The 19769-nt window shown below is 39.2% G+C and carries 21 protein-coding genes; 4 read left to right on the top strand and 17 right to left on the bottom strand.

The genetic code is table 11. From position 1 onward, the window contains the following. Nucleotides 1-6: 6 nt before the first annotated feature. The 4 genes from KUV80_RS03705 to KUV80_RS03690 all read right to left on the bottom strand — a co-directional run bounded on the left by KUV80_RS03705 (nucleotide 7) and on the right by KUV80_RS03690 (nucleotide 2744). On the bottom strand, nucleotides 7-1212 hold the full coding sequence (locus tag KUV80_RS03705; RefSeq protein WP_425308469.1) for a DEAD/DEAH box helicase: 1206 nt from the start codon (nucleotides 1210-1212) through the stop codon (nucleotides 7-9). A 5-nt stretch (nucleotides 1213-1217) separates the two neighbouring features. Beyond that, on the bottom strand, nucleotides 1218-1757 hold the full coding sequence (locus KUV80_RS03700; protein WP_222461323.1) for a hypothetical protein: 540 nt from the start codon (nucleotides 1755-1757) through the stop codon (nucleotides 1218-1220). A 51-nt stretch (nucleotides 1758-1808) separates the two neighbouring features. Beyond that, entirely contained in the window at nucleotides 1809-2174 is a 366-nt protein-coding gene (locus KUV80_RS03695; protein WP_222461322.1) for a DUF1798 family protein, read from the bottom strand. A 66-nt stretch (nucleotides 2175-2240) separates the two neighbouring features. After that, entirely contained in the window at nucleotides 2241-2744 is a 504-nt protein-coding gene (locus KUV80_RS03690) for a MerR family transcriptional regulator (RefSeq protein WP_246625093.1), read from the bottom strand. A gap of 221 nt (nucleotides 2745-2965) precedes the next feature. On the opposite strand from KUV80_RS03690, the gene KUV80_RS18700 reads away from it, so the two are divergent. Beyond that, nucleotides 2966-3100, top strand: a complete 135-nt coding sequence (locus KUV80_RS18700) for a hypothetical protein (protein ID WP_276516583.1) — start codon at nucleotides 2966-2968, stop codon at nucleotides 3098-3100. A 38-nt stretch (nucleotides 3101-3138) separates the two neighbouring features. On the opposite strand, the gene KUV80_RS03685 is transcribed toward KUV80_RS18700, so the two are convergent. Beyond that, nucleotides 3139-4095 (bottom strand): DUF2515 family protein, encoded by a 957-nt coding sequence (locus KUV80_RS03685; protein WP_222461320.1) that lies wholly within the window; start codon nucleotides 4093-4095, stop codon nucleotides 3139-3141. 132 nt (nucleotides 4096-4227) lie between these two features. Between KUV80_RS03685 and KUV80_RS03680 the strand changes: the two genes are divergently transcribed. The 3 genes from KUV80_RS03680 to KUV80_RS03670 all read left to right on the top strand — a co-directional run bounded on the left by KUV80_RS03680 (nucleotide 4228) and on the right by KUV80_RS03670 (nucleotide 7825). Beyond that, the gene (locus tag KUV80_RS03680; protein WP_222461319.1) at nucleotides 4228-4473 is read left to right on the top strand and encodes a glutaredoxin family protein; all 246 of its coding nucleotides are present in this window, start codon (nucleotides 4228-4230) and stop codon (nucleotides 4471-4473) included. Nucleotides 4474-4545: 72 nt separating this feature from the next. Further along, nucleotides 4546-5169, top strand: coding sequence for a Holliday junction resolvase RecU (gene recU, locus KUV80_RS03675; protein ID WP_222461318.1), 624 nt, complete (start codon nucleotides 4546-4548; stop codon nucleotides 5167-5169). Between the two features lie 76 nt (nucleotides 5170-5245). Further along, a complete protein-coding gene (locus tag KUV80_RS03670) occupies nucleotides 5246-7825 on the top strand; it encodes a transglycosylase domain-containing protein (protein ID WP_222461317.1) in 2580 nt (859 codons plus the stop codon). 42 nt (nucleotides 7826-7867) lie between these two features. Here the strand turns inward: KUV80_RS03670 and KUV80_RS03665 are convergent, their stop codons facing one another. The 12 genes from KUV80_RS03665 to panB all read right to left on the bottom strand — a co-directional run bounded on the left by KUV80_RS03665 (nucleotide 7868) and on the right by panB (nucleotide 19667). After that, nucleotides 7868-9130: a glycosyl hydrolase family 18 protein gene (locus KUV80_RS03665; protein WP_222461316.1), complete on the bottom strand. Its 1263-nt coding sequence runs from the start codon at nucleotides 9128-9130 to the stop codon at nucleotides 7868-7870. 55 nt (nucleotides 9131-9185) lie between these two features. Continuing rightward, a complete protein-coding gene (locus tag KUV80_RS03660; protein WP_222461315.1) occupies nucleotides 9186-9542 on the bottom strand; it encodes a YpoC family protein in 357 nt (118 codons plus the stop codon). Nucleotides 9543-9789: 247 nt separating this feature from the next. After that, a complete protein-coding gene (gene nth, locus KUV80_RS03655) occupies nucleotides 9790-10449 on the bottom strand; it encodes an endonuclease III (RefSeq protein ID WP_222461314.1) in 660 nt (219 codons plus the stop codon). Between the two features lie 64 nt (nucleotides 10450-10513). Beyond that, nucleotides 10514-11227, bottom strand: coding sequence for a DnaD domain-containing protein (locus KUV80_RS03650; protein ID WP_246625015.1), 714 nt, complete (start codon nucleotides 11225-11227; stop codon nucleotides 10514-10516). Nucleotides 11228-11325: 98 nt separating this feature from the next. Further along, entirely contained in the window at nucleotides 11326-12618 is a 1293-nt protein-coding gene (gene asnS / locus KUV80_RS03645) for an asparagine--tRNA ligase (RefSeq protein WP_222461313.1), read from the bottom strand. 75 nt (nucleotides 12619-12693) lie between these two features. After that, nucleotides 12694-13878 carry a pyridoxal phosphate-dependent aminotransferase gene (locus KUV80_RS03640; RefSeq protein WP_222461312.1) on the bottom strand — a complete coding sequence of 395 codons (1185 nt, stop codon included), beginning with the start codon at nucleotides 13876-13878 and terminating at the stop codon, nucleotides 12694-12696. A 24-nt stretch (nucleotides 13879-13902) separates the two neighbouring features. Further along, nucleotides 13903-14388, bottom strand: coding sequence for a DUF5590 domain-containing protein (locus KUV80_RS03635; RefSeq protein ID WP_222461311.1), 486 nt, complete (start codon nucleotides 14386-14388; stop codon nucleotides 13903-13905). Nucleotides 14389-14400: 12 nt separating this feature from the next. Next, nucleotides 14401-14571 (bottom strand): YpmA family protein, encoded by a 171-nt coding sequence (locus tag KUV80_RS03630; protein WP_222461310.1) that lies wholly within the window; start codon nucleotides 14569-14571, stop codon nucleotides 14401-14403. A gap of 144 nt (nucleotides 14572-14715) precedes the next feature. After that, nucleotides 14716-17529, bottom strand: a complete 2814-nt coding sequence (dinG, locus tag KUV80_RS03625; protein WP_222461309.1) for an ATP-dependent DNA helicase DinG — start codon at nucleotides 17527-17529, stop codon at nucleotides 14716-14718. 49 nt (nucleotides 17530-17578) lie between these two features. Continuing rightward, on the bottom strand, nucleotides 17579-17962 hold the full coding sequence (gene panD / locus KUV80_RS03620; protein WP_222461308.1) for an aspartate 1-decarboxylase: 384 nt from the start codon (nucleotides 17960-17962) through the stop codon (nucleotides 17579-17581). Then, on the bottom strand, nucleotides 17947-18831 hold the full coding sequence (panC, locus tag KUV80_RS03615; protein ID WP_222461307.1) for a pantoate--beta-alanine ligase: 885 nt from the start codon (nucleotides 18829-18831) through the stop codon (nucleotides 17947-17949). Before panC ends, panD begins: the two co-directional genes overlap by 16 nt. After that, nucleotides 18831-19667 (bottom strand): 3-methyl-2-oxobutanoate hydroxymethyltransferase, encoded by an 837-nt coding sequence (panB, locus tag KUV80_RS03610; RefSeq protein ID WP_222461306.1) that lies wholly within the window; start codon nucleotides 19665-19667, stop codon nucleotides 18831-18833. Before panB ends, panC begins: the two co-directional genes overlap by 1 nt. Nucleotides 19668-19769: the final 102 nt, after the last annotated feature.

Raw genomic sequence — 19769 nt, 5'->3', positions numbered from 1 at the left:
CCTAAATTAATTTTCCTTAGAGTCTTTCCTCTTTTGAACAAACTTTGGTTTACTATTTTTTGAGGTAGCCGATTTTTTAATCGGTTCTTTTGAGCTATCTTCAAACAGAACTTGACCTCTTTCAAGATGCTGCTTTTGGAGAGGCACATTTAAGTTAGTTGTCCACTTTTTAATGGAAGAAAGCTCTGCTTTTGTAACAAGTGAGACTACTGTTCCTGATTTTCCCATACGGCCTGTTCTACCTGAACGATGAACATATTGTTTTAGATCTTCTGGCAATTCTAAATGAACAACGTGTGTAATATCGGGAATATCAAGACCTCTTGTTGCCACATCCGTAGTTAAAAGGACTGGAATCTTTCCGCGTTTAAAATCCATTATCACTTTTTGTCTTTCTTGCTTTGTAGAGTTCCCAGCTAGAACTCCGAGTTTAATTTTCTTGTATTCAAGCTTTGAAGCAAATTCATCCATTTTCATAGAACTGTTAACAAAGACCATTGCTTTTATACCTGGTGTATGCCGAATCAACTTACGCAGGTTATCTACTTTATCACGGTACTCTGACAGCATAAATGAATGGATGACTTCATTAGCAACAGCTTTCTTTTCAACTTTTATAACGATTGGATCAATGGCCAATTTTTTAGACCAATCTTCTGTTTTTTTATTGATTGTGGCAGAAACAAAAACAAGCTGTCTATCTTTTAAGGTTGCCGCGATAACTTGCTCAACATCACCATTAAATCCTGCTTCAATAATATGATCTGCTTCATCAATCACAATCGTTTTCACTTCATGCATCTTTAATTTTTTATTTTGAATTAACTCTTTTACTCGTCCTGGTGTTCCTACTATGAATTGAGGCTTTTTCTTTAACTTATCAAGCTGGCGTTGCATATTTGCTCCCCCAATTAGAGAAGCACCGCTTATGCTGCTGTTTTCAGTGAATTTTTGGCATACTTCATAGATCTGCATCGCAAGTTCACGAGTGGGTGCAAGAAATATTACTTGTGCATTTTTAATTTCTGGATCTAGCTTTGTTAGCGCTGGCAAAGCATAGGCCAATGTTTTACCAGTTCCAGTTGGTGATTCGATTACAACATCTCTGTTTGCTAATAATTCAGGAATAGCACTCTCCTGAATATCAGTTAACGATGTGAAACCACTTTTGTCCCATGCAGTTTGAATAAATTCAGGAAAGCTATGTATCAGTTGTGTCATATTCTATACCCCTTAAAATAGTCGTTCATTTCTTTTATTGATTGTATAACTTGTTCAAGCACAAGCGAAAAACGTTCTGGTTCTTCTTCAGAAACAGGCTTTTGCAATTGGATGGAGATAGAATTGTGAAAAACGTTTCTTGATTCTCCATATATATAAGTAAGTTTTTGCTGGATATCGCCTTTTAAATCTCCCTCTGTCCATTTTTTTAAAATGGCTTGAAGCTGTTTACAATCTGTTTCAATTTCATAAACGGGTGTCTCAATGTGTATGGCTAACATACTTCCAGCAGCTTCAGGATTCTCTTGAAGCTTTTCAGTAGCGTATTTTTCAAGATTCGTACTTAACGTGAGTTTGCCTTTAAAGTTTTCACTAATTCCAGCAACGATAAAATCAATTGAATACTTTCTCTCAATTACCGCAAGATCAACTATATCTTTGCGATTAATGATTTCAACTGCTCCTGAAAAATCAAGATCATATACAGCTCCTTCAAGTACAACCTTTAGATTATCATAAACGGATGGATGATACATCTTGCTCGCTCCCTAATTTAACACATTATTTTTCGTACGGTACGTGAAATTTTAATTTTGATTCTGTGATAATTGATCCTTCATTTGATTAAGAACGTAAAGAACAGATTTGACCATCTCCGTAATACGTTTATCTTTCATGTTTTTTTGAAAAACATATACACCTAAGTATCCGATATTTTCAGCTGCGGTCTTAATTTGAATGGGATACAAATATTTAGGTTTGTTCAGGATTGCCCATTCGCGCGCTACTGGTTCCCACTCTTGTACACGGTAATGGATACGATCAGCGAACGGTTTTACCTCATTATAAAAATCCGCTTCTGTCTCTCTTGTCTTTGTTTCGTTCTTATAAATATGAAACGCCTCTTCTATATCAGCGATTAATTGAATCGTTAAATCATATAAATGGTTCATAAAAAAAGTCCCTCCATTCTTTATATCGTACCAAAGAATGGCGAGACTTACACTTTTTCATTTCGTTTATAGCGTAAACAGACTGACAAACCAGTTCTTTTTAGGCTTTTCTTTCACATAAAGGGTCTCTTCTGGGTAGTTCTTTTTAAGCAATGTCACTTCTAAATCTTGCAGCCTCGACTCCATATTCTCCATTTTCTTTATCAGTTCTTCAACTTCCGAAGCATGCTGCAGCATCTGGTAGGAAACTACGGCGTCTGCTTTCTCTTCAACTTTTTTTTCTATTGACTCTATCGCTTCATTCAATCGCTTAAATTTTTCTTCAAAATGAATTGGCAGTTCGAAGGATTTTTCTGGTGTGCTAAAAGATTCAATCTGTATATCACTCATTAATAGCCCGTTATCCAACTGTATTTTTATCTCTCTTAACTGTTCAATATCTTCTTGTTTAAACAAATAATGGCCATGCTCATTTTTATCACAAGGTATGTTAAAATGTCTGACCCAACGCTGAACTGTTGTTGGATTCACCCCAAGCTCCTCAGAGACAGTTTTGGTCTTCAGTACCATTTCCACTATGAATCCCTCCCCGTTTTCTTGTAGAAACTAATTTCGGGGTACATCCTCCAATCCCCTTCAGACGTGACAAAACTAGTTTTTTTTCGGCAAAGAAAGTGATATTAGTGCTTTTCACTTACATTTCGACATCAATTTTTTTTAGGTTTGTATATTCCAACCTAACAACCGTAAAACTATGAAAGTTCGTATCTTTAAAAAGGAGGTGCTTAACTTTGAACGGAGAAAGCAAACAGCAAAAGAATCAAGATCAGTATACACAGCAAGAAGGTACTGAAAAGGCCGAGCAGAACAAAAAAACAGGTTATGGTGACAAAAAGTTAGAAGGACCAGATATTCCGAGCACTTAATTGGTTTATTAGACGGTAATCTCTTGCCGTCTTTTTTTTTATGCATTTTGCATCCATTCTTTTAAAAGAATCACCATTTTCAGCTGTCTCTGCTTTTGCTTGTACCAGTCTGTTAGACAAGGTTCATGGATAGGTTTGATCTTTTTATAGTACCCATTTAAACGCATGCCTCGCTTAAACCAGTCTTTACTAAAGTTCCTTCTATGCTGAATGACTGGGTAAACGGTCCTTAAAAGAGGTGTATCGCTTTGTTTTTGTGGATATACAAACCTTTCAAAGTCATGCCGTGACCCCGTGTGTGTCACATGGTTGGAAAACGCTAAGATCTCTTTACTCCATTCTGATTCAAATAACACCCAATAGAGTGTCTTTCCGGTTTCAATCCTGTTCTTAACTTTTTTAAAACCATGAACGGAGATCCCAAAAACCTCTCCTCTCATTATCGGAAACAAGACCGTGCTAAAGTGCATATAATCCTGTAATAAAAAAGGCAAGCCTGCAAAGATTCTTTTTCGATAAAAAGATTGCTTGATCACAGGCTCTTCAATGACATGCTGCTCATTAATGATAAGAGATGTACATAAGCGCCATACATTCTTTTCTCTCCAAAATCGATCCCATTCGTTTTTCATAAATTGAGAGACATGAAAGCAGTCCAAAAGATCAAACAATGGAATTCCCTCTTGCTTAGAATATTCATAAAGCAATAACTGTGGATACGCATCCTGAAAGATAAGCCAGTTGGCACGTTCATATGTATGAAACAAGTGTTTTCTCGTATCCGTTGACAGCATTCTTGGCAGCCAATCCCCTTGGAGGTCGCACATGCTGTAGCCTGCATTGCGCGATACCATACTTGCAAGCATCGCCCATCTTATTTCTGGGTTTCGCTTATAGAAATCAGCATAGCTTACGGTACGTGAAATATTATCTTTATTGTGTACATTTGTTTTCTTCTGTATATGATCCAACATATCCTGAAACCGCTCTTTCACACCGTTCCTCCTACGATTAGTCCTATTCTAATATCGTTCACATCAACATCATAAAATATTTGTATCAGATAGGAAAAAGGAGTAAACTATTCATTATAAAAGATGCAAAATGGAAAAAGGAGGCATAATAAATTGGAAAAAAAAGTGATTCTTTACACACAGGAAACATGCCCTCCATGCTTTGCTGAAAAAGAGTGGCTAAAAGCAAACCATATTGAATTCGAAGAACGCGATATACGAAAAAACCAATCCTATATGAAGGAAGTAATGGATCTTGGAGCTTCTGCAACCCCTGTAACTGTAATAACGAGTGAAGAAGGAAAACAAGTCATCATGGGATTTAAAGAAGACGAGCTTACTGTGCTTTTAAAAAAGTAATTCAATAGGCTATGTGTATCTATGATAGTTATAAATGCACATAGCTCTATTTGTTGTGAAAGGAGATGAATGATGGGAACCTTTCATTATCCTAACGGAAAGAAAGCGGCTTCTGCTGTTCAAACACAACGTTCGGCATCACCTTCTAGTAAGAAGGACGTTTCATACGGCAACAGAGGAATGTCATTAGAAGAAGACATCAATCAAAGCAATCAATTTTATCTCTTAACTGAACGTGCTGTTATTCATAAAAAACCAACTCCCGTTCAGATCGTGAATGTGGAATACCCAAAAAGATCAGCTGCCGTCATACGTGAAGCCTATTTCAAGCTTGCCTCAACGACCGATTATAATGGTGTTTATAAAGGTAGATATATTGATTTTGAAGCAAAAGAAACGAAAAATAAAACAAGCTTTCCACTCAAGAATTTTCACGAACATCAGATCACACATATGCAGCAAATCGTAGATCATGGCGGGATATCGTTTGTGATTCTTCGGTTCTCTTCAAGTGATGAAAGCTTTCTATTCGACAGCTCTCATCTAATTCGCTATTGGAAAGAACAAGATATCGGTAGAAAATCAATCCCAAAGGGTGAAATTGCCGAAAAAGGACATTCTATTACTATCGGGTATCAACCACGATTAGATTACTTACAAGTAATAGATTCTGTCTATTCCTTCCCTGCTCATTAATTGTTCATAAACTTGAATTGAGTAACGAATATTGATAATGTTAGTTTTTTTATGAAGTTGAAAGGTTGGTAAAACAATGTCAAAAGACTACCGAAGCCGAATGGAACGCAGACAATCTGCGGATGGATCCAAACCGGCCAATAAAACGAAAACCAAAAAGCCTAGAGGTGGACGCAACTGGAAGAAGACTCTTCTGTTGCTTATCGTTGCTTTAGGGTTATTAGGAGTTCTTACAATTGGTGTAATTGCAGCTACTTCACCAAAACTAGATCCCAAAAAATTAGAAACACCTGTATCCTCTAAAATCCTGGATATGAATGATGAGCAAGTTTCTCTCGTATCTGGTCAAGAAAAGCGGATCAGAGTGAAAATCAATGAAATACCAGAACCCGTTCAGAATGCGTTTATCGCAACGGAAGATGTACGCTTCCGCAAACATAGCGGTGTGGATATTAAACGTATCTTCGGTGCTGCCTTTGCAAACGTAACTGAAGGATTTGGAGCAGAAGGCGCAAGTACGATCTCACAGCAGGTAATTAAGAATTCTGTACTGACTAGTGATAAAACATTGACCCGTAAGATCCGTGAAGCGTATTTATCCGTTCAGCTTGAACAAAAGTATTCAAAAGACCAGATACTTGAAATGTATTTAAATAAAATCTTTTTTGGAAACCGTTCTTTTGGTATCGCAACAGCTGCAAAAACATACTTTAACAAAGATGTTAGTAAACTGGAATTACATGAAGCAGCTCTTCTTGCTGGGTTGCCAAAAGCACCAAGCTATTATAATCCACTTGAAAATCCAAAAGAAGCCGAGCATCGACGCAACGTAGTGCTAAACTTGATGGCTCAGCATAAATTCATTACAAAAGAAGAAGCAGAAAAAGCAAAAAAGATTTCTGTAAAAGATAGTATTAATCAAGGTGAAGTTAAAACAGGATCTAGCCCATATGATGCGTACATTAAACAAGTTATGGATGATATGAAAGACATCGAAGGACTTGAAGATGTAGATATTTTTTCTTCAGGATTAAAGATTCATACGAACTTAGACACAACTGCACAGCAAGTCACAGAAGATGTTTTAAAGGCAAAATTGGAAAACGAAAATAAATTTTTACAATCCGGTGTAGCCATTGTTGATACGAAAACTGGGGTAATTCGAGCTATCGGGAGTGGCCGCGGTGGACAATATAGTAACTATTATTCATCAAAAATAAAACGTCAACCAGGCTCTACGATAAAACCGATACTAGATTATGGTCCTGCGATCGAAAATAAAAAATGGAGCACAGCTCATCTATTAAAAGATGAACCCGTTAAGATTGGTGACGTAACCATTAACAACTATAATGATAAAAATGTTGGCGACATGACGATGCGTCAAGCACTTGTCGAATCTAAAAATACGACTGCTGTTCGGACGTTCCAGGATATCGGACCAGAAGAAGCGACTGACTTTGCCAATAAACTTGGGTTTGACTTAGATCCTGATACTACCTATCCTTCTTATGCGATTGGAGGATTTAAAGACGGAATCTCTCCTCTTACACTGGCAGGTTCATATGCAGCGTTTGGAAACGGCGGTGTTTACAGCAAGCCGACAACAATCCGTAAAATTGAGTTTCCTGACGGAAGAATCATCGAAGTTGATTCAGAACCAAAAGCCGCAATGAAGGATTATACCGCTTATATGATTACCGATATGCTAAAAGATGTTATGGATAGAGGGACTGGAACTCAAGCAAACGTTAGCGGATTACATCTAGCTGGTAAAACAGGAACGACAAACTTTACAAAAGAAGATCGTGATAAATTAGGTCTACCTGACAATGCCACGCAAGACGCTTGGATGGCGGGCTATACGACTTCATACACAGCATCCGTATGGACGGGTTATTCCGAAAAGCAAGATGAAGAAAAAAATCCATTGTATTTAAATGACACAAAAGATGATTACTCTAAACAGATCTTCCGTGACATTATGAGTCAGTTGAAGCATAAGAACACAGACTTTAAAAAGCCAAAATCGGTTACAGAAGTCGCGATGGAAAAAGGAACAGGAAAACGTGCAAGTGAATATACACCGGATTCTGAGAAGATCATTGAACTATTTGTAAAAGGATCCGACATTCCAGATGTGAGCGACAAGTTTGAAAAACCGTCGTCCATTGAAGGTCTAAAAGCTAAATATAACGAAGAGAAAAATGAGATTGAAGTAAATTGGAAGTTCGAGAAAAAAGAAGGTGTGACCTTTAAAATTCTCGCAAGCTACAATGATGGACCGATGCAGGAACGAGCTACAATCAATGACACACAGTTTGTAGTTCCATCACCTGCCCCTGGTAAGTACACGTTCCAAGTCATTGCTGTGGACAATGAAAACAATACGGAAAGTGAACCAGCTGAGACATCCATTACAATAGAAGCTCCAGAAGGACCTCCTGAAGAGGAACCTGGAACACCTCCTGATGAAGAAGAGCCTGAAACTCCTCCAGGTGAAGGAGAACCAGGAACTCCACCTCCAGGTCAAGAACCTGGCACTCCTCCTGGCCAAGGTGAACCAGGAACACCTCCACCTGGTGGAGGCGGAGATGGTGACGGTGATCAGGATGAAGACGGTGGAGGCATTCCGTTCCCTCCAGTTACTCAATAAATCTAAAACTAAAACCGCCAGCAATCATTGCTGGCGGTTTTATTATTTTATGTCGTAACGATCGATAAGATAGTTCCAAAACACAGGATATGCAAAAGACAAATTCCAAAAGCTCACTCCTGCAAAGCCATATTGGTCGACAATATCAAACTTGGCCTTCATGCTTCTAAGATCCTCAAACCAGACAATATGTTCTTTCTTATCTTTATCCCAATAACTAAAGTAAGGAGCCTCGTCTTTTTTGCTGTACTGGATAGCAGCCTGTCTTTTGCCAGCAAGCTGTGTGGCCTGAACCGGGTTTAATGCTTTTGCAAATTTTCCCCCTGGTTTATACGGAAGTGTCCAGTCATATCCATATAGATTGATTCCCATTAAAATCTTTTTACGATCAATCTCGCGAACCGCATAATCAAGCACTTTTTTAACAGAAGGAATCGGGCTGACAGCAAGGGGAGGACCACCGCTATATCCCCACTCATACGTCATTAAAATTACGTAATCCACAATCTCCCCATGTGCTTTATAGTCATGTGACTCATACCATTCTCCGATTTGCGTAGCACTGATCTTTGGTGCCACAGCTGTCATCACAATAAATCCTTCTTTATGCATCTTATCCGTAAGCGTCTTTAAAAATTGGTTATAGGCTTCTTTGTTCTTTTTTCCTAAAAACTCAAAATCTACCGAGATGCCTTGATATCCTTTTTGTTTCATGATTTTAATGGAGTCTTCAATCACTTTATTAGTGATATCCTCATTTGTAAGAATAGCGGTTCCGACTTCCTCGCTGAATTCTCCATCTTTAATATTGGTGATGGCCATTATCGGACGGACGTTCTCATTTTTGATCTCACTTAAAAATTCAGTATCATCTAAAGGCTTAAGTTCGCCTTTTTCGTTTACTTCATAGCTAAAAAGCGTAATATAACTTAACCCTTTCGCGGCCGCTTTAAAATTTTCTCTTGCTTTTGGAACAGGCTCTGCAAAAACGTTCGTTACGATAGAACGTTTTTTCCTTTGGGGGACGTTTAGCTGAACTCCTGCTGTTAGTGTCATGTCTGTAACACCAGGATTAGCCTGCTGCAGCTGAACGAGGTTCACTCCGATCTTATTTGCGATTCCTTGTAATGTATCACCTAGCTGAACCGTATACGTAAACGGCGTTGGAATCAGAAGTGTCTGGCCGACTGTAAGTATGTCTTTTTCGGTTATACGGTTTACGGTCGCCAGCTCTTGCCATGGCAGTCTATAGAACTGGGACAGCTTCCATAGGGAGTCCCCTTTTTTCACCACATGAATCTGCATGATACCCCTCCTCGTCACATCTCATGCTTTCATCATATGTCTACAGTCCTTGTCCTTATGATTTTCGCCTTAATGATATGACACTTTTCTTTTCCCATTCAGAAAATAATTCACTTAATTGGATATAGGAGTGATAATGATCAGGTTGTTCTTCTATAAAAGAAAGACGTTCTATCGCATTTACTGGAAGATGATGCAGTTCTTTTACGCTTTCCTTCCATTTTAACAAGTCCCATTCATTGGCAATTTTCCTGTTACCCCAAAATAGCGTCATCAAAAACTGCTGAAAAAAGTAGATCATTGGTTCTTTTGCTTTTTCTCGGTTGCGTTCTTTAAAGTTTGCAGCGATAGAAGGACTTTTTTCCTTCCACTCTTTAATGATCTCTGTCAATTGTTCTGTATTTTGCTCCATTTATGGTCCCCTCCTCTTATCAAAAAGATTTAACTTATTTAAAATCAGTCCCAATCATATAAAAACATGCGCCAATCACATAAAAATTGATGTTCATCACATAAAAAAAGATGTTCATCACATAATAACAGCCCTCCATCACATAATTTTACATTTATACCCATTTAATAAGGACTACACACTTAAAAAAACTGACTCAAGAGATGAAAATTCCCTCATTTGAGTCAGCTTCTGGTCAATTTCAAAATCATTTCTTCTTCTCTTTCTGATTCATCCGTTTCTTTCCTTCACGGCATATCGAAAGGAGCGGACATTCAGGACAGTTCGGATTTTGCGCTTTGCAATGATACCTTCCAAAGAAAATGAGGCGGTGATGCGTTGCACTCCAAAGGTGCTTTGGGATTTTCTTCATCAGCGTTTCTTCCACTTGTATGACTGAATCTTTCCACCTGCATATCCCAAGGCGTTTTGATACACGTTCCACATGTGTATCAACAGCAATCGCGGGAACATCATAGGCTACGGAAACAACGACGTTCGCTGTCTTTCTTCCTACCCCCGGAAGTTTTGTCAGTTCATCCCGATCTTTTGGTATCTGTCCATCATATTCGTTCAAAACTAGCTCGCTTAATTTTTGGATATTCTTCGCTTTATTTCGATAAAGACCTATGGAACGAATATCATCCTGCAGCTCCTCAAGAGAAACGTTTAAGTAATCTTGAGGTTCTTTATATTTTGCAAACAATTTAGGAGTCACTTTGTTTACAAGCGCATCTGTACATTGAGCAGACAACAGCACAGCTATCGTAAGCTCAAACGGATTTGTATGATGAAGTTCGCAGTGAGCATCTGGAAACATGTCCTCCATTTGTTCTAAACAAAATTGAATCTGCGTGTTATTTAACATGTTTATACGCCCCCTGTAATGAAAAAGAAGACCTAGGGGTTCGTCCCAGGTCTGTTTATTTTGTTTACGATTCCAGCCAGTTATAAGCAGGTCTTTTTAAGCCCGTATCTTTTCTTTGTTTATCAGACTGACCAGATTTTTGCAGCTGTCTTACTCTAAATTTTTCACCGTACATTTTAGCTGCTTCTGCACTTTTTATCCCGTTTTTCTTCCATTCAAATAAAATGCGGTCGATGTATCTAAAATTAAGTTTTCCCGATAAAACGGATTCTTTAAGCGCGGTTAGAATGAGCTCAGGCGATTGCTGATCTTCATCCATCCAGATCTTTAATGTTTCAAGCTCCATCGGGGAGAGAGGTCGGCCGAATTCTTTCTCAAACAATACGAATACGTTTTGTTCTTGTTGTTCTTTTTTTGATTCTTTCTGTTTCATTTCCTCTTCTTTTAAACAATTGATCAGTTTATTCCATAATGGCTGCAAGGTATATGCTTCAAAGTAGACACCTTTATCTTTATCTTCGTATTGATCCATGCCTAAAAGATTTCTGCCGATCAATGATCGAAGCATGGAAGACATCTCATCAGCTGATGTCGTCATTCTGTCTGCCAGTTCATGCGGAGTAGGAAAATAGTTTCCTGACTCTATATAAACATGTAGCTGCAAGAACAACATACATTCATTGTCCGATAAGCCAATTTTTTTATAGGATTTAAGCAGCATTTTAGGAATGCTGATTGATCCTTCCATCATCCATTTTTCAAATAACATTCCGTTCATATTCCAACACCTCTTGTACTAGTATAGCATATTACACCTGTTTAGCATTTTCGTTACCATAAGAAAAAATCTCCCTAAAAAGGGAGATTTTTTGGTTTTTAAGGGTACAGACGGTTTAGTAAACGTGGGAAAGGAATGGTTTCACGCACATGTTCAGCTCCTGAAATCCAGGCTACCGTTCGCTCAAGTCCAAGACCAAATCCTGAATGAGGCACGCTTCCGTATTTTCTAAGCTCCAGATACCATTTGTAAGCATCATCAGTAAGTCCGTGCTCTTCATAACGCTGTTCCATGAGTGCAAGGTCATCAATACGCTGACTTCCTCCGATAATCTCTCCGTATCCTTCTGGAGCAATTAAATCTGCACATAAGACAACATCATCTCGGTTCGGGTCTGGCTTCATGTAGAATGCTTTAATATCTTTTGGGTAGTTCGTGATGAAAACGGGCTTGTCAAAGCTCTCCGCGATCGCTGTTTCGTGCGGTGCACCGAAGTCCTCACCCCACTCGATATCATCAAAGCCTTTTTCTTTTAACATCTTAATCGCATCGTCATAAGAAACACGAGGGAAAGGAGCTTTCACGTTCTCTAACTTAGAGATATCGCGTCCAAGCGTCTTCAACTCGTTTTCACAGCGTTTGATAACGGATTGAACGATGTGTGAGATGAACTGCTCTTGAATCTCTAGTGATTCTTCATGTTCAACGAAAGCCATCTCGGGTTCGATCATCCAAAATTCGATCAGGTGACGGCGTGTTTTCGATTTTTCTGCACGGAACGTCGGACCGAATGAATACACTTTTCCAAGTGCCATCGCTGCCGCTTCCATATAGAGCTGCCCGCTTTGAGAAAGGTAAGCATCCTCTTCAAAATACTTTGTATGAAACAGTGATGTTGTCCCTTCAGCAGAGCTTCCTGTAAGGATAGGAGGATCTACTTTTACAAAGTCATTCGTATAGAAAAATTCATTCACTGCATGAATAATCTCGTTACGAATCTTTAAGATGCTGTGTTGACGCTTCGAACGAATCCATAGATGACGGTGATCCATCAAAAATTCTGTTCCATGTTCTTTCGGTGTGATCGGATAATCGACCGCTTGATGAAGCACTTCAACATCTGTTACATCAAGTTCTACCCCAAGAGCTGAACGCTCATCTTCTTTAACCGTTCCTGTTACGTAAAGACTGGATTCTTGTGTAAGTCCCTTCGCTTTTGCAAAGATTTCTTCGCCTACTTCACTTTTTACGACAACACCTTGCACGAAACCAGTTCCGTCGCGAAGCTGTAAGAAAGCAATCTTACCAGAAGAACGTTTATTTGAGAGCCAGGCTCCGATCGTTACGGTTTTGCCCACATGTTCACTTAGCTTTTTTATCGTTGTTTTCACTACAAGTACCTCCACTGTACTAAATATCAATATCTACCAAAAAATTATGAATGACAACATTCTAAAAATCAATCATTACTTGCGTTTTGAGTTAATAAATCGTTCGATCCTATCTAACGCTTCCATGATCGTCTCTAAACTCGTAGCATAGGAAAGTCTTACATTCTCCGGTGCTCCAAAGCCTGATCCAGGAACAAGTGCTACCTTTTCTTCTTCTAGAAGAGCTTCTACCCATTCATCTACAGAAGAGAATCCCGTCATTTTAACTGCTTCTGTTGCATTTGGAAACAGATAAAACGCGCCGTTCGGTTTCACACACGTAATCCCAGGGATGGTGATCAACCGGTCATACACCTTATTCATTCTTTCTTCAAACGCTTGACGCATTTCTTCTACCGGTTTCTGTGTTCCGCTATAAGCCGCAAGTGCACCATACTGAGAAGGAGTAGTTGGGTTTGATGTACTATGGCTATCTAAGTTTGTCATCGCTTTAATGATCTTTGCATCTCCAGCAGCGAAACCGATTCTCCATCCTGTCATTGCATGTGATTTAGATAAACCGTTAATGATGATCGTCTGTTTTTTTAACTCGGGAGATAGTTCTGCGATGGAGGTATGTTTCACTCCACCATAAACGAGTTTTTCATAGATCTCATCAGACACGATTAAGACATCATGCTCTAAACAAACTTCCCCGATCGCACGCAGCTCCTCTTCGGAATATAGAGATCCCGTCGGGTTGCTTGGAGAGTTTAAAACAAGTGCTTTCGTATGATTGGTTATCGATTTTTTAAGATCTTCCGCTGTAATCTTAAATTCGTTCTCTTCTTTTCCTTCTAGATAGACAGGCGTTCCGTCAGCTAACTTTACTTGTTCCGGGTAGCTTACCCAATATGGGATCGGGATGATGACTTCGTCGCCCTCGTCCAGAATCGCTTGGAATAATGTATACAACGAATGTTTTGCTCCCGTACTTACGATGATCTCAGAAGGATCATAGGTTAATCCTTGATCTTGATGCAGCTTGTCACTGATGGCTTTCTTAAGGGAAAGAAGTCCGCCAGAAGCCGTATATTTCGTGTGTCCTTCTTTCATAGACTGATAAGCTGCTTCTATTATATGTATTGGAGTATTAAAATCCGGCTCTCCTGCACCTAGTGCGATTACATTATGTCCTTCTGCTTTTAATGCATTTGCCTTTGCTGTAATTGCTAGTGTCGTTGAAGGAGTTAATGCCTCCACACGTTTTGCAAGCTTCATCTTGTATGATCCCTCCACTGTTATTTATTGTTCCGATTCTTTAAGACGATAGATTTCATATCGTTTCCCTGTTTCGAAATATCCATAATAATAGGTATAGCGATTTTGATCGTCTATAAACACCACTTCCCATAATGGAATCTCGTCTTCCATTCCTAAGCGGCTGTCGATGATCTTTTTAGCATTGTGGTTTTTCTTAACATAATCGATCATTTGTTCTTTTGTTAATCCTTTTTTAGCGATCTCAGAGAAAACGTCTTGATCTTCTCCCACCCAAACAATCATGTCTGTGCCATTATCGTTTTTGCCTTCTACAACATAATAAGTTTCGTTCTTATAAAAGTGCTCAACATTTGTAACAGACACAAGATTTTTTTCTTTTTTTGCGATCTCTGCCGCTTTAGCTTCATTTTCCTGCGGTTTTGCATGAACTCCGTTATAAAGATAGTAAACTTGCCAGCTGGCAATGATAAGAAGCCCAACTACAATAAGTATCCACTTTTTTCCCATATTTCAGCCTCTCTACGTGCGATAGATCGTAAAAATCATCTTGTTATTATTCTCTTCATCTAACGCCAACCCAAACATTAAATCTTGATGTTTCAATGTTTTGTTCAGTTCAGATACTACCTTATACAAATCACTAGACTTATCAACCTTAACTGTCGAAAGAACTTCAATTTTACTTTCCACTGTTCTTCCTCCCTACAATGAAACTTATCCTTGTTTACTATATCAGAATTTCGATTAAAGTGGTACTTTAGAATGCTGAAAAAACCGCGATTCATGCTTTAAATAAAGAAAAAAAGAGAAGTGTATTTCTTCTCCTTTTCCTTGTTAATCCATCCATTCTCGAAGTTCTTCTACTAGATCATTCACAGGTTTAATAGAAACCGGCAGTTTTGGCAGCGACTGAATAAATGATTTGCCATATCTCGTTTCAATTACCCGGCGATCAAAAACAAACACAGCTCCTTTGTCTCTTCCGCTTCTAACTAGACGTCCGAATCCTTGTTTAAAACGAATTATGGCTTGTGGGAGTGAGAGATCATAGAATGGATTTCCTCCCTCAGCCTTCAGTTTTTCACTTTTGGCAGCCATCACGGGCTGATCCGGAGGTGTAAACGGCAGTCGAATAATGACGAGACAAGATAGATCATCTCCTGGGATATCGATGCCTTCCCAAAAGCTGCTTGTTCCGAAAAGAATGCTGTTATCAAATCGCTGAAAGTTCTTTGTGAGACGTGCACGACTTCCGCTGTCCACTCCTTGTGCAATTAAAACAAACTCTTCTTGATTCATCAGAGCTTTAAACGCTGTATGTGTTTCTTTTAGCATATCGTATGATGTAAATAAAACGAGCATACGTCCTTTCGTCACTTTTGCTATCTCGTAAAGAGAGGACGATATTCTTTCGACGAATGTTTTCTGGTCGACTTCATTAATCAGCGGGATATCCGTTGGCACCATCAGTCTTGCCTGCTTCTCATATTCAAAAGGAGAAGGGAGCTGAGCGTTCAATGGGCCAAAATCAAGCAGTCCTAATCGTTCAGTTATATAACGGAACGATTTTTTTACACTCATCGTAGCAGAAGTCATGACAATACTGCTTTTTTTGCCAAAAAATTCATCTGCTAATAGTTGATCGATTTCAACTGGTTTGGCGTAAAGAGTAACGGCGTGTCTTGGTCCTTTTGGCTCAGCTTCCATCCAATATACTTCCTGAGAAAGCGGACAAGACAGAAGATGATGCAGATCTGTCACTTCATCATGCAGATCATTCATCAAGCCTTCAATATCCACTAGAAATCCTTTTTGTTTTACCGTTAAATGTTCTTCATATTGATCAAGACTCTTTAAAAGGCGTTTTACCGGCCGTACTAGATCGGTTATAAACTGACGTGCTCTCTCACTCATTTCAAGAACAGGCTCCCAAGCACTTGATTCCACATCTTCTTTCGTATATCGAAGGGTTAATTTCGTTAATTCTGAAGAGCGTGAAGATCTCGCTTTCGTTACACAAATGGATTTTATTTGTTTGAACATATCATCGAGTTCGTTCTTCACTTCCAAGAACAAGGTGTCCCATTTCGTAAAATACTTCTCATATTGAGGAACTTCAAGAAGATCGCTAAGCTCTCTTAACGTGTTCATCATCCCATCGCCATCTGTAGTAGAAAGCCGGTCTAATAGCTTTTGAAAGGTAAAATAATCGGATTCTTTACCAAAATGATCGCTTACAACTTCTTCAATATGATGTGCTTCATCCAGCACTGCTTCTTTATAAGAAGGCAGAAGCTGAGAATCAGACTTCAAATCTGTAAACAACAAAGCATGGTTCGTAATGACCAAGTCTGATTCATGCGCTGCTCTTCTTTGCTTGTGATAGAAGCATCTGGAAAACCATGGACAACGATGGTTCAAACAAGAATTCGCATCACTTTTTACCGTATTCCAAAACAATTTTCCGCCAGAAGCCATTGAAAGTTCTTCAACATCCCCTTGTTCCGTTTCTGTCAGCCATATGATCAGTTGAGCTTTTGTAAAATTCATATCGTAATTATCATCATGATGATCCATTAATGTATGCTCAAACTTTCTCAAGCACAAATAATGATTTCTGCCTTTTAATAAAGTTGCTGAAAAATCAAACGGCATAATTTTTTTTAACAGCGGAACATCTCGTTCCAGCAATTGTTGCTGTAGTTGAACGGTGTGTGTAGAAACAACAAGGGGGCGGTCCTTCTCTTTTGCAAAACGGATACCGGGAATGAGATACCCTAATGATTTCCCTACTCCCGTACCTGCCTCGATTACAAGGTGCTGACTTGTCTCTAATGCTTCATCTACAAGCTCAACCATCTTCTGCTGACTCTCGCGCACCTCATAATGTTTCATATGGTTTTTAAGTTGATGTTGAACATCAATATTTTCTAGTTCTACTTGGTCTTCCTCTTCAATTTGGGCATCTGATTGGATCATTTTCTTTTTAAGCGCCAATTTGCGATAAAAATCATACGTTTCTTCATCCGCTAAAAAAGCTGATTTTTCTCCAATCATTTCGTTAACAATGCTCTCTAAAGAGCTTTGCAATTTTTTTAGAAACGGAGTCAGACGCTCAAGCGTCAACAACGGCAGGTTCTCAAGTTTCTCAAGCAGATGCATAAGAAGCATTGCCGTTACTTCCGCATCACTGTCAGCTTGATGCGGGTTCTCATGCTCAAGTCCTAAGTAATCTGCAAGCATTCCTAGCTGATAACCATCGGCACCTAAAAGAAGAAGTCTTGACAGCTCAACCGTATCGATCAGAGGCATTGAAAGAGGGGAATAACCAGACCGATCAAGCTCCCCTTGCAAAAACGAATAATCAAACATAACGTTATGCGCAACAAAATAAGCTCCTTCTAACATCTGAAGGAGCTTTGGCGCCACTTCTTCAAATAACGGAGCATCTTTTACCATATCATCCGTTATACCTGTTAATTGCTCGATAAAAGGGGGGATGGGAACGCCTGGCTGGATAAACGTTGAAAATCTGTCCGTTATCTTTCCTGCCTCAACCGCGACCGCACCAATTTGGATAATCCGGTCTCCTTTAGCTGCTGAATTTCCTGTTGTTTCAAAATCGATAACGACAAATCGTCGTGTCATACCCAATTCACCTCATTCCCCTGTGGCTATATATTTAAAAAAATGATTATTAATAGATTGTAGCCTCAGGTTCAACACCTATCATATCTTGTATGTTGTTATTTTTATCCATGATTGCTACTTTCGGCTGATGATTTTTGGCTTCTGCTTCGTCAAACATGGCATAAGAGATAACAATGATTGTATCGCCTTCTTGAACGAGTCTAGCAGCTGCACCATTTAAGCACATCACACCAGAACCTCTTTTTCCAGGGATGATATATGTCTCAAAACGAGCACCATTATTATTATTTACAATTTGGACTTTTTCGTTCGGTATCATATCCACTGCATCTAGTATGTCTTCATCGATCGTTATGCTGCCAACATAGTTTAAGTTGGATTCTGTTACAGTTGCACGATGTATTTTTGCTTTCATTAATGTACGGAACATGTTTCTTCCTCACTCTCTGTTTTTATGAACATATTGTCTATGATGACATTATCAATTAAACGAGCTTTGTTAAACTTCACACTGACAGCGAAGATGAGCCGCTTGTCACTTTTGGTTGGAGGAAGAAGCTCTGGATACGATAATATCTTGCAATATTCTACAGAACCGCTCGTGTGTTCCTCCAAGTATTTTATCATCTTTTGTTCTGTGTCACCACTATCATACTTCAAGAGCCAATCTTGTGCTCTCGATAACGATTGGAACAGATGAAGAGCTTCTTTTCTTTCGTTTTCGTCAAGGTAGACATTCCTTGAACTCATCGCTAGACCATCCGCTTCTCGTTTTGTTTCACACCCAATAATCTCTACTTGAATATTAAAGTCCTCAACTAGACCTGTAACGACGGCAACTTGCTGGGCATCTTTCATTCCAAAAAAAGCTTTATTCGGAGAAACGATGTTGAATAGTTTTGTAAGAACGGTCGCAACACCATCAAAATGACCTATTCGGGTCTTCCCGCAAAGTGCATCAACACGCCTATTAACAGAAACGGTTACGACAGGCTCTTCTGGATACATGTCTTTTGTTTCGGGACAAAAAAGAACATCTGCTCCCGCCTCTTCAGCAAGTTTTTTGTCACGTTCAAAATCTCTCGGATAACGGTCAAAATCTTCGTTCGGACCAAACTGCAGAGGATTAACAAAAATGCTGACGACGATTATGTCACATTCTTCTTTTGCTTGTTTTATCAGAGAAAGATGACCTTCGTGCAGATAACCCATTGTTGGAACAAATCCGATCGTTTTTCCAGCTGTTTTTTCCAGATTCATTTCTTTTTGCATGACTTGGGTGCTTTTCACTATTTTCATTACTTTACTCCCCCATACAAACGGTCAAGTGTTTCAGCCTTCATGTTGAAGCTGTGGTCTTCTTGTGGAAACTTCATTTGCTGAACATCTTTTTTATACTTCATAAGTCCTTCCATCATTACATCTTTAACATTTCCATATGCCTTCACAAATTTAGGAATATGATGAAAGCCATATCCGATCATATCGTGATAGACAAGAACCTGACCATCAGTATGCTTCCCTGCACCTATACCGATCACTGGTATGTTCAACCTTTTGGATACGATCTCAGCAAGCTGCTGAGGCACACACTCGAGCACAACGGCGAAAGCCCCTGCATTTTCTAACAAAAGACTTTCTTCTACTAGCCGGTTTGCTTCTTCTTCGCCTTTTGCCTGCACACTATATCCGCCCATTACACCGACCATTTGTGGTGTTAGCCCGAGATGGCCCATTACAGGAACGCCGGCGTCAGTCAGAACTTCGATTGTGCGGATGACATGTTTTCCACCTTCAAGCTTTACAGCTGACGCACCGCTTTCCTGCATGATTCTTCTTGCATTTTTTAACGTCTCATCAATTGATCCATGATAAGTCATAAAAGGCATATCTGTAACGATAAATGTGTTTGGAGCTCCTCGTTTCACCGCTTTTGTATGATGAATCATATCTTCCATTGTTACAGGAATTGTAGATTCATACCCTAAAACGACCATTCCGAGTGAATCTCCGACTAACAGCAGATCCATCTCTGCTTTTTCGCAGATTACCGCCGATGGATAATCGTATGCGGTTACCATCGTAATTTTCTCACCGTCTCTTTTCATTTTGAGAAAGCTTTTTGTTGTTTTCATTTTATTTCCTCCCTGTTTTTTAACAGGGCCAGAGTGCAAAAAACCTTCTTCCAAAGAGGAAGAAGGCATAGGAAACATCCCTAGACGTTTTTTTGTTTGCTT

The organism is Fictibacillus nanhaiensis (assembly GCF_019801215.1).
Classification (GTDB): Bacteria; Bacillota; Bacilli; order Bacillales; family Fictibacillaceae; genus Fictibacillus; species Fictibacillus nanhaiensis_C.
The sequence above is the reverse complement of the archived record's forward strand: the minus strand, read 5'-3'. Positions and strand labels throughout refer to the sequence as shown.

Bases quoted from the DNA above. Each gene is read 5' to 3' on its own strand.
- KUV80_RS03700 (WP_222461323.1), bottom strand. From the start codon at position 1,757: ATGTATCATCCATCCGTTTATGATAATCTAAAGGTTGTACTTGAAGGA.
- KUV80_RS03695 (WP_222461322.1), bottom strand. From the start codon at position 2,174: ATGAACCATTTATATGATTTAACGATTCAATTAATCGCTGATATAGAA.
- KUV80_RS03690 (WP_246625093.1), bottom strand. From the start codon at position 2,744: ATGGTACTGAAGACCAAAACTGTCTCTGAGGAGCTTGGGGTGAATCCA.
- recU (WP_222461318.1), top strand. From the start codon at position 4,546: ATGGGAACCTTTCATTATCCTAACGGAAAGAAAGCGGCTTCTGCTGTT.
- KUV80_RS03670 (WP_222461317.1), top strand. From the start codon at position 5,246: ATGTCAAAAGACTACCGAAGCCGAATGGAACGCAGACAATCTGCGGAT.
- KUV80_RS03665 (WP_222461316.1), bottom strand. From the start codon at position 9,130: ATGCAGATTCATGTGGTGAAAAAAGGGGACTCCCTATGGAAGCTGTCC.
- KUV80_RS03660 (WP_222461315.1), bottom strand. From the start codon at position 9,542: ATGGAGCAAAATACAGAACAATTGACAGAGATCATTAAAGAGTGGAAG.
- nth (WP_222461314.1), bottom strand. From the start codon at position 10,449: ATGTTAAATAACACGCAGATTCAATTTTGTTTAGAACAAATGGAGGAC.
- KUV80_RS03650 (WP_246625015.1), bottom strand. From the start codon at position 11,227: ATGAACGGAATGTTATTTGAAAAATGGATGATGGAAGGATCAATCAGC.
- KUV80_RS03640 (WP_222461312.1), bottom strand. From the start codon at position 13,878: ATGAAGCTTGCAAAACGTGTGGAGGCATTAACTCCTTCAACGACACTA.
- KUV80_RS03635 (WP_222461311.1), bottom strand. From the start codon at position 14,388: ATGGGAAAAAAGTGGATACTTATTGTAGTTGGGCTTCTTATCATTGCC.
- dinG (WP_222461309.1), bottom strand. From the start codon at position 17,529: ATGACACGACGATTTGTCGTTATCGATTTTGAAACAACAGGAAATTCA.
- panD (WP_222461308.1), bottom strand. From the start codon at position 17,962: ATGTTCCGTACATTAATGAAAGCAAAAATACATCGTGCAACTGTAACA.
- panC (WP_222461307.1), bottom strand. From the start codon at position 18,831: ATGAAAATAGTGAAAAGCACCCAAGTCATGCAAAAAGAAATGAATCTG.
- panB (WP_222461306.1), bottom strand. From the start codon at position 19,667: ATGAAAACAACAAAAAGCTTTCTCAAAATGAAAAGAGACGGTGAGAAA.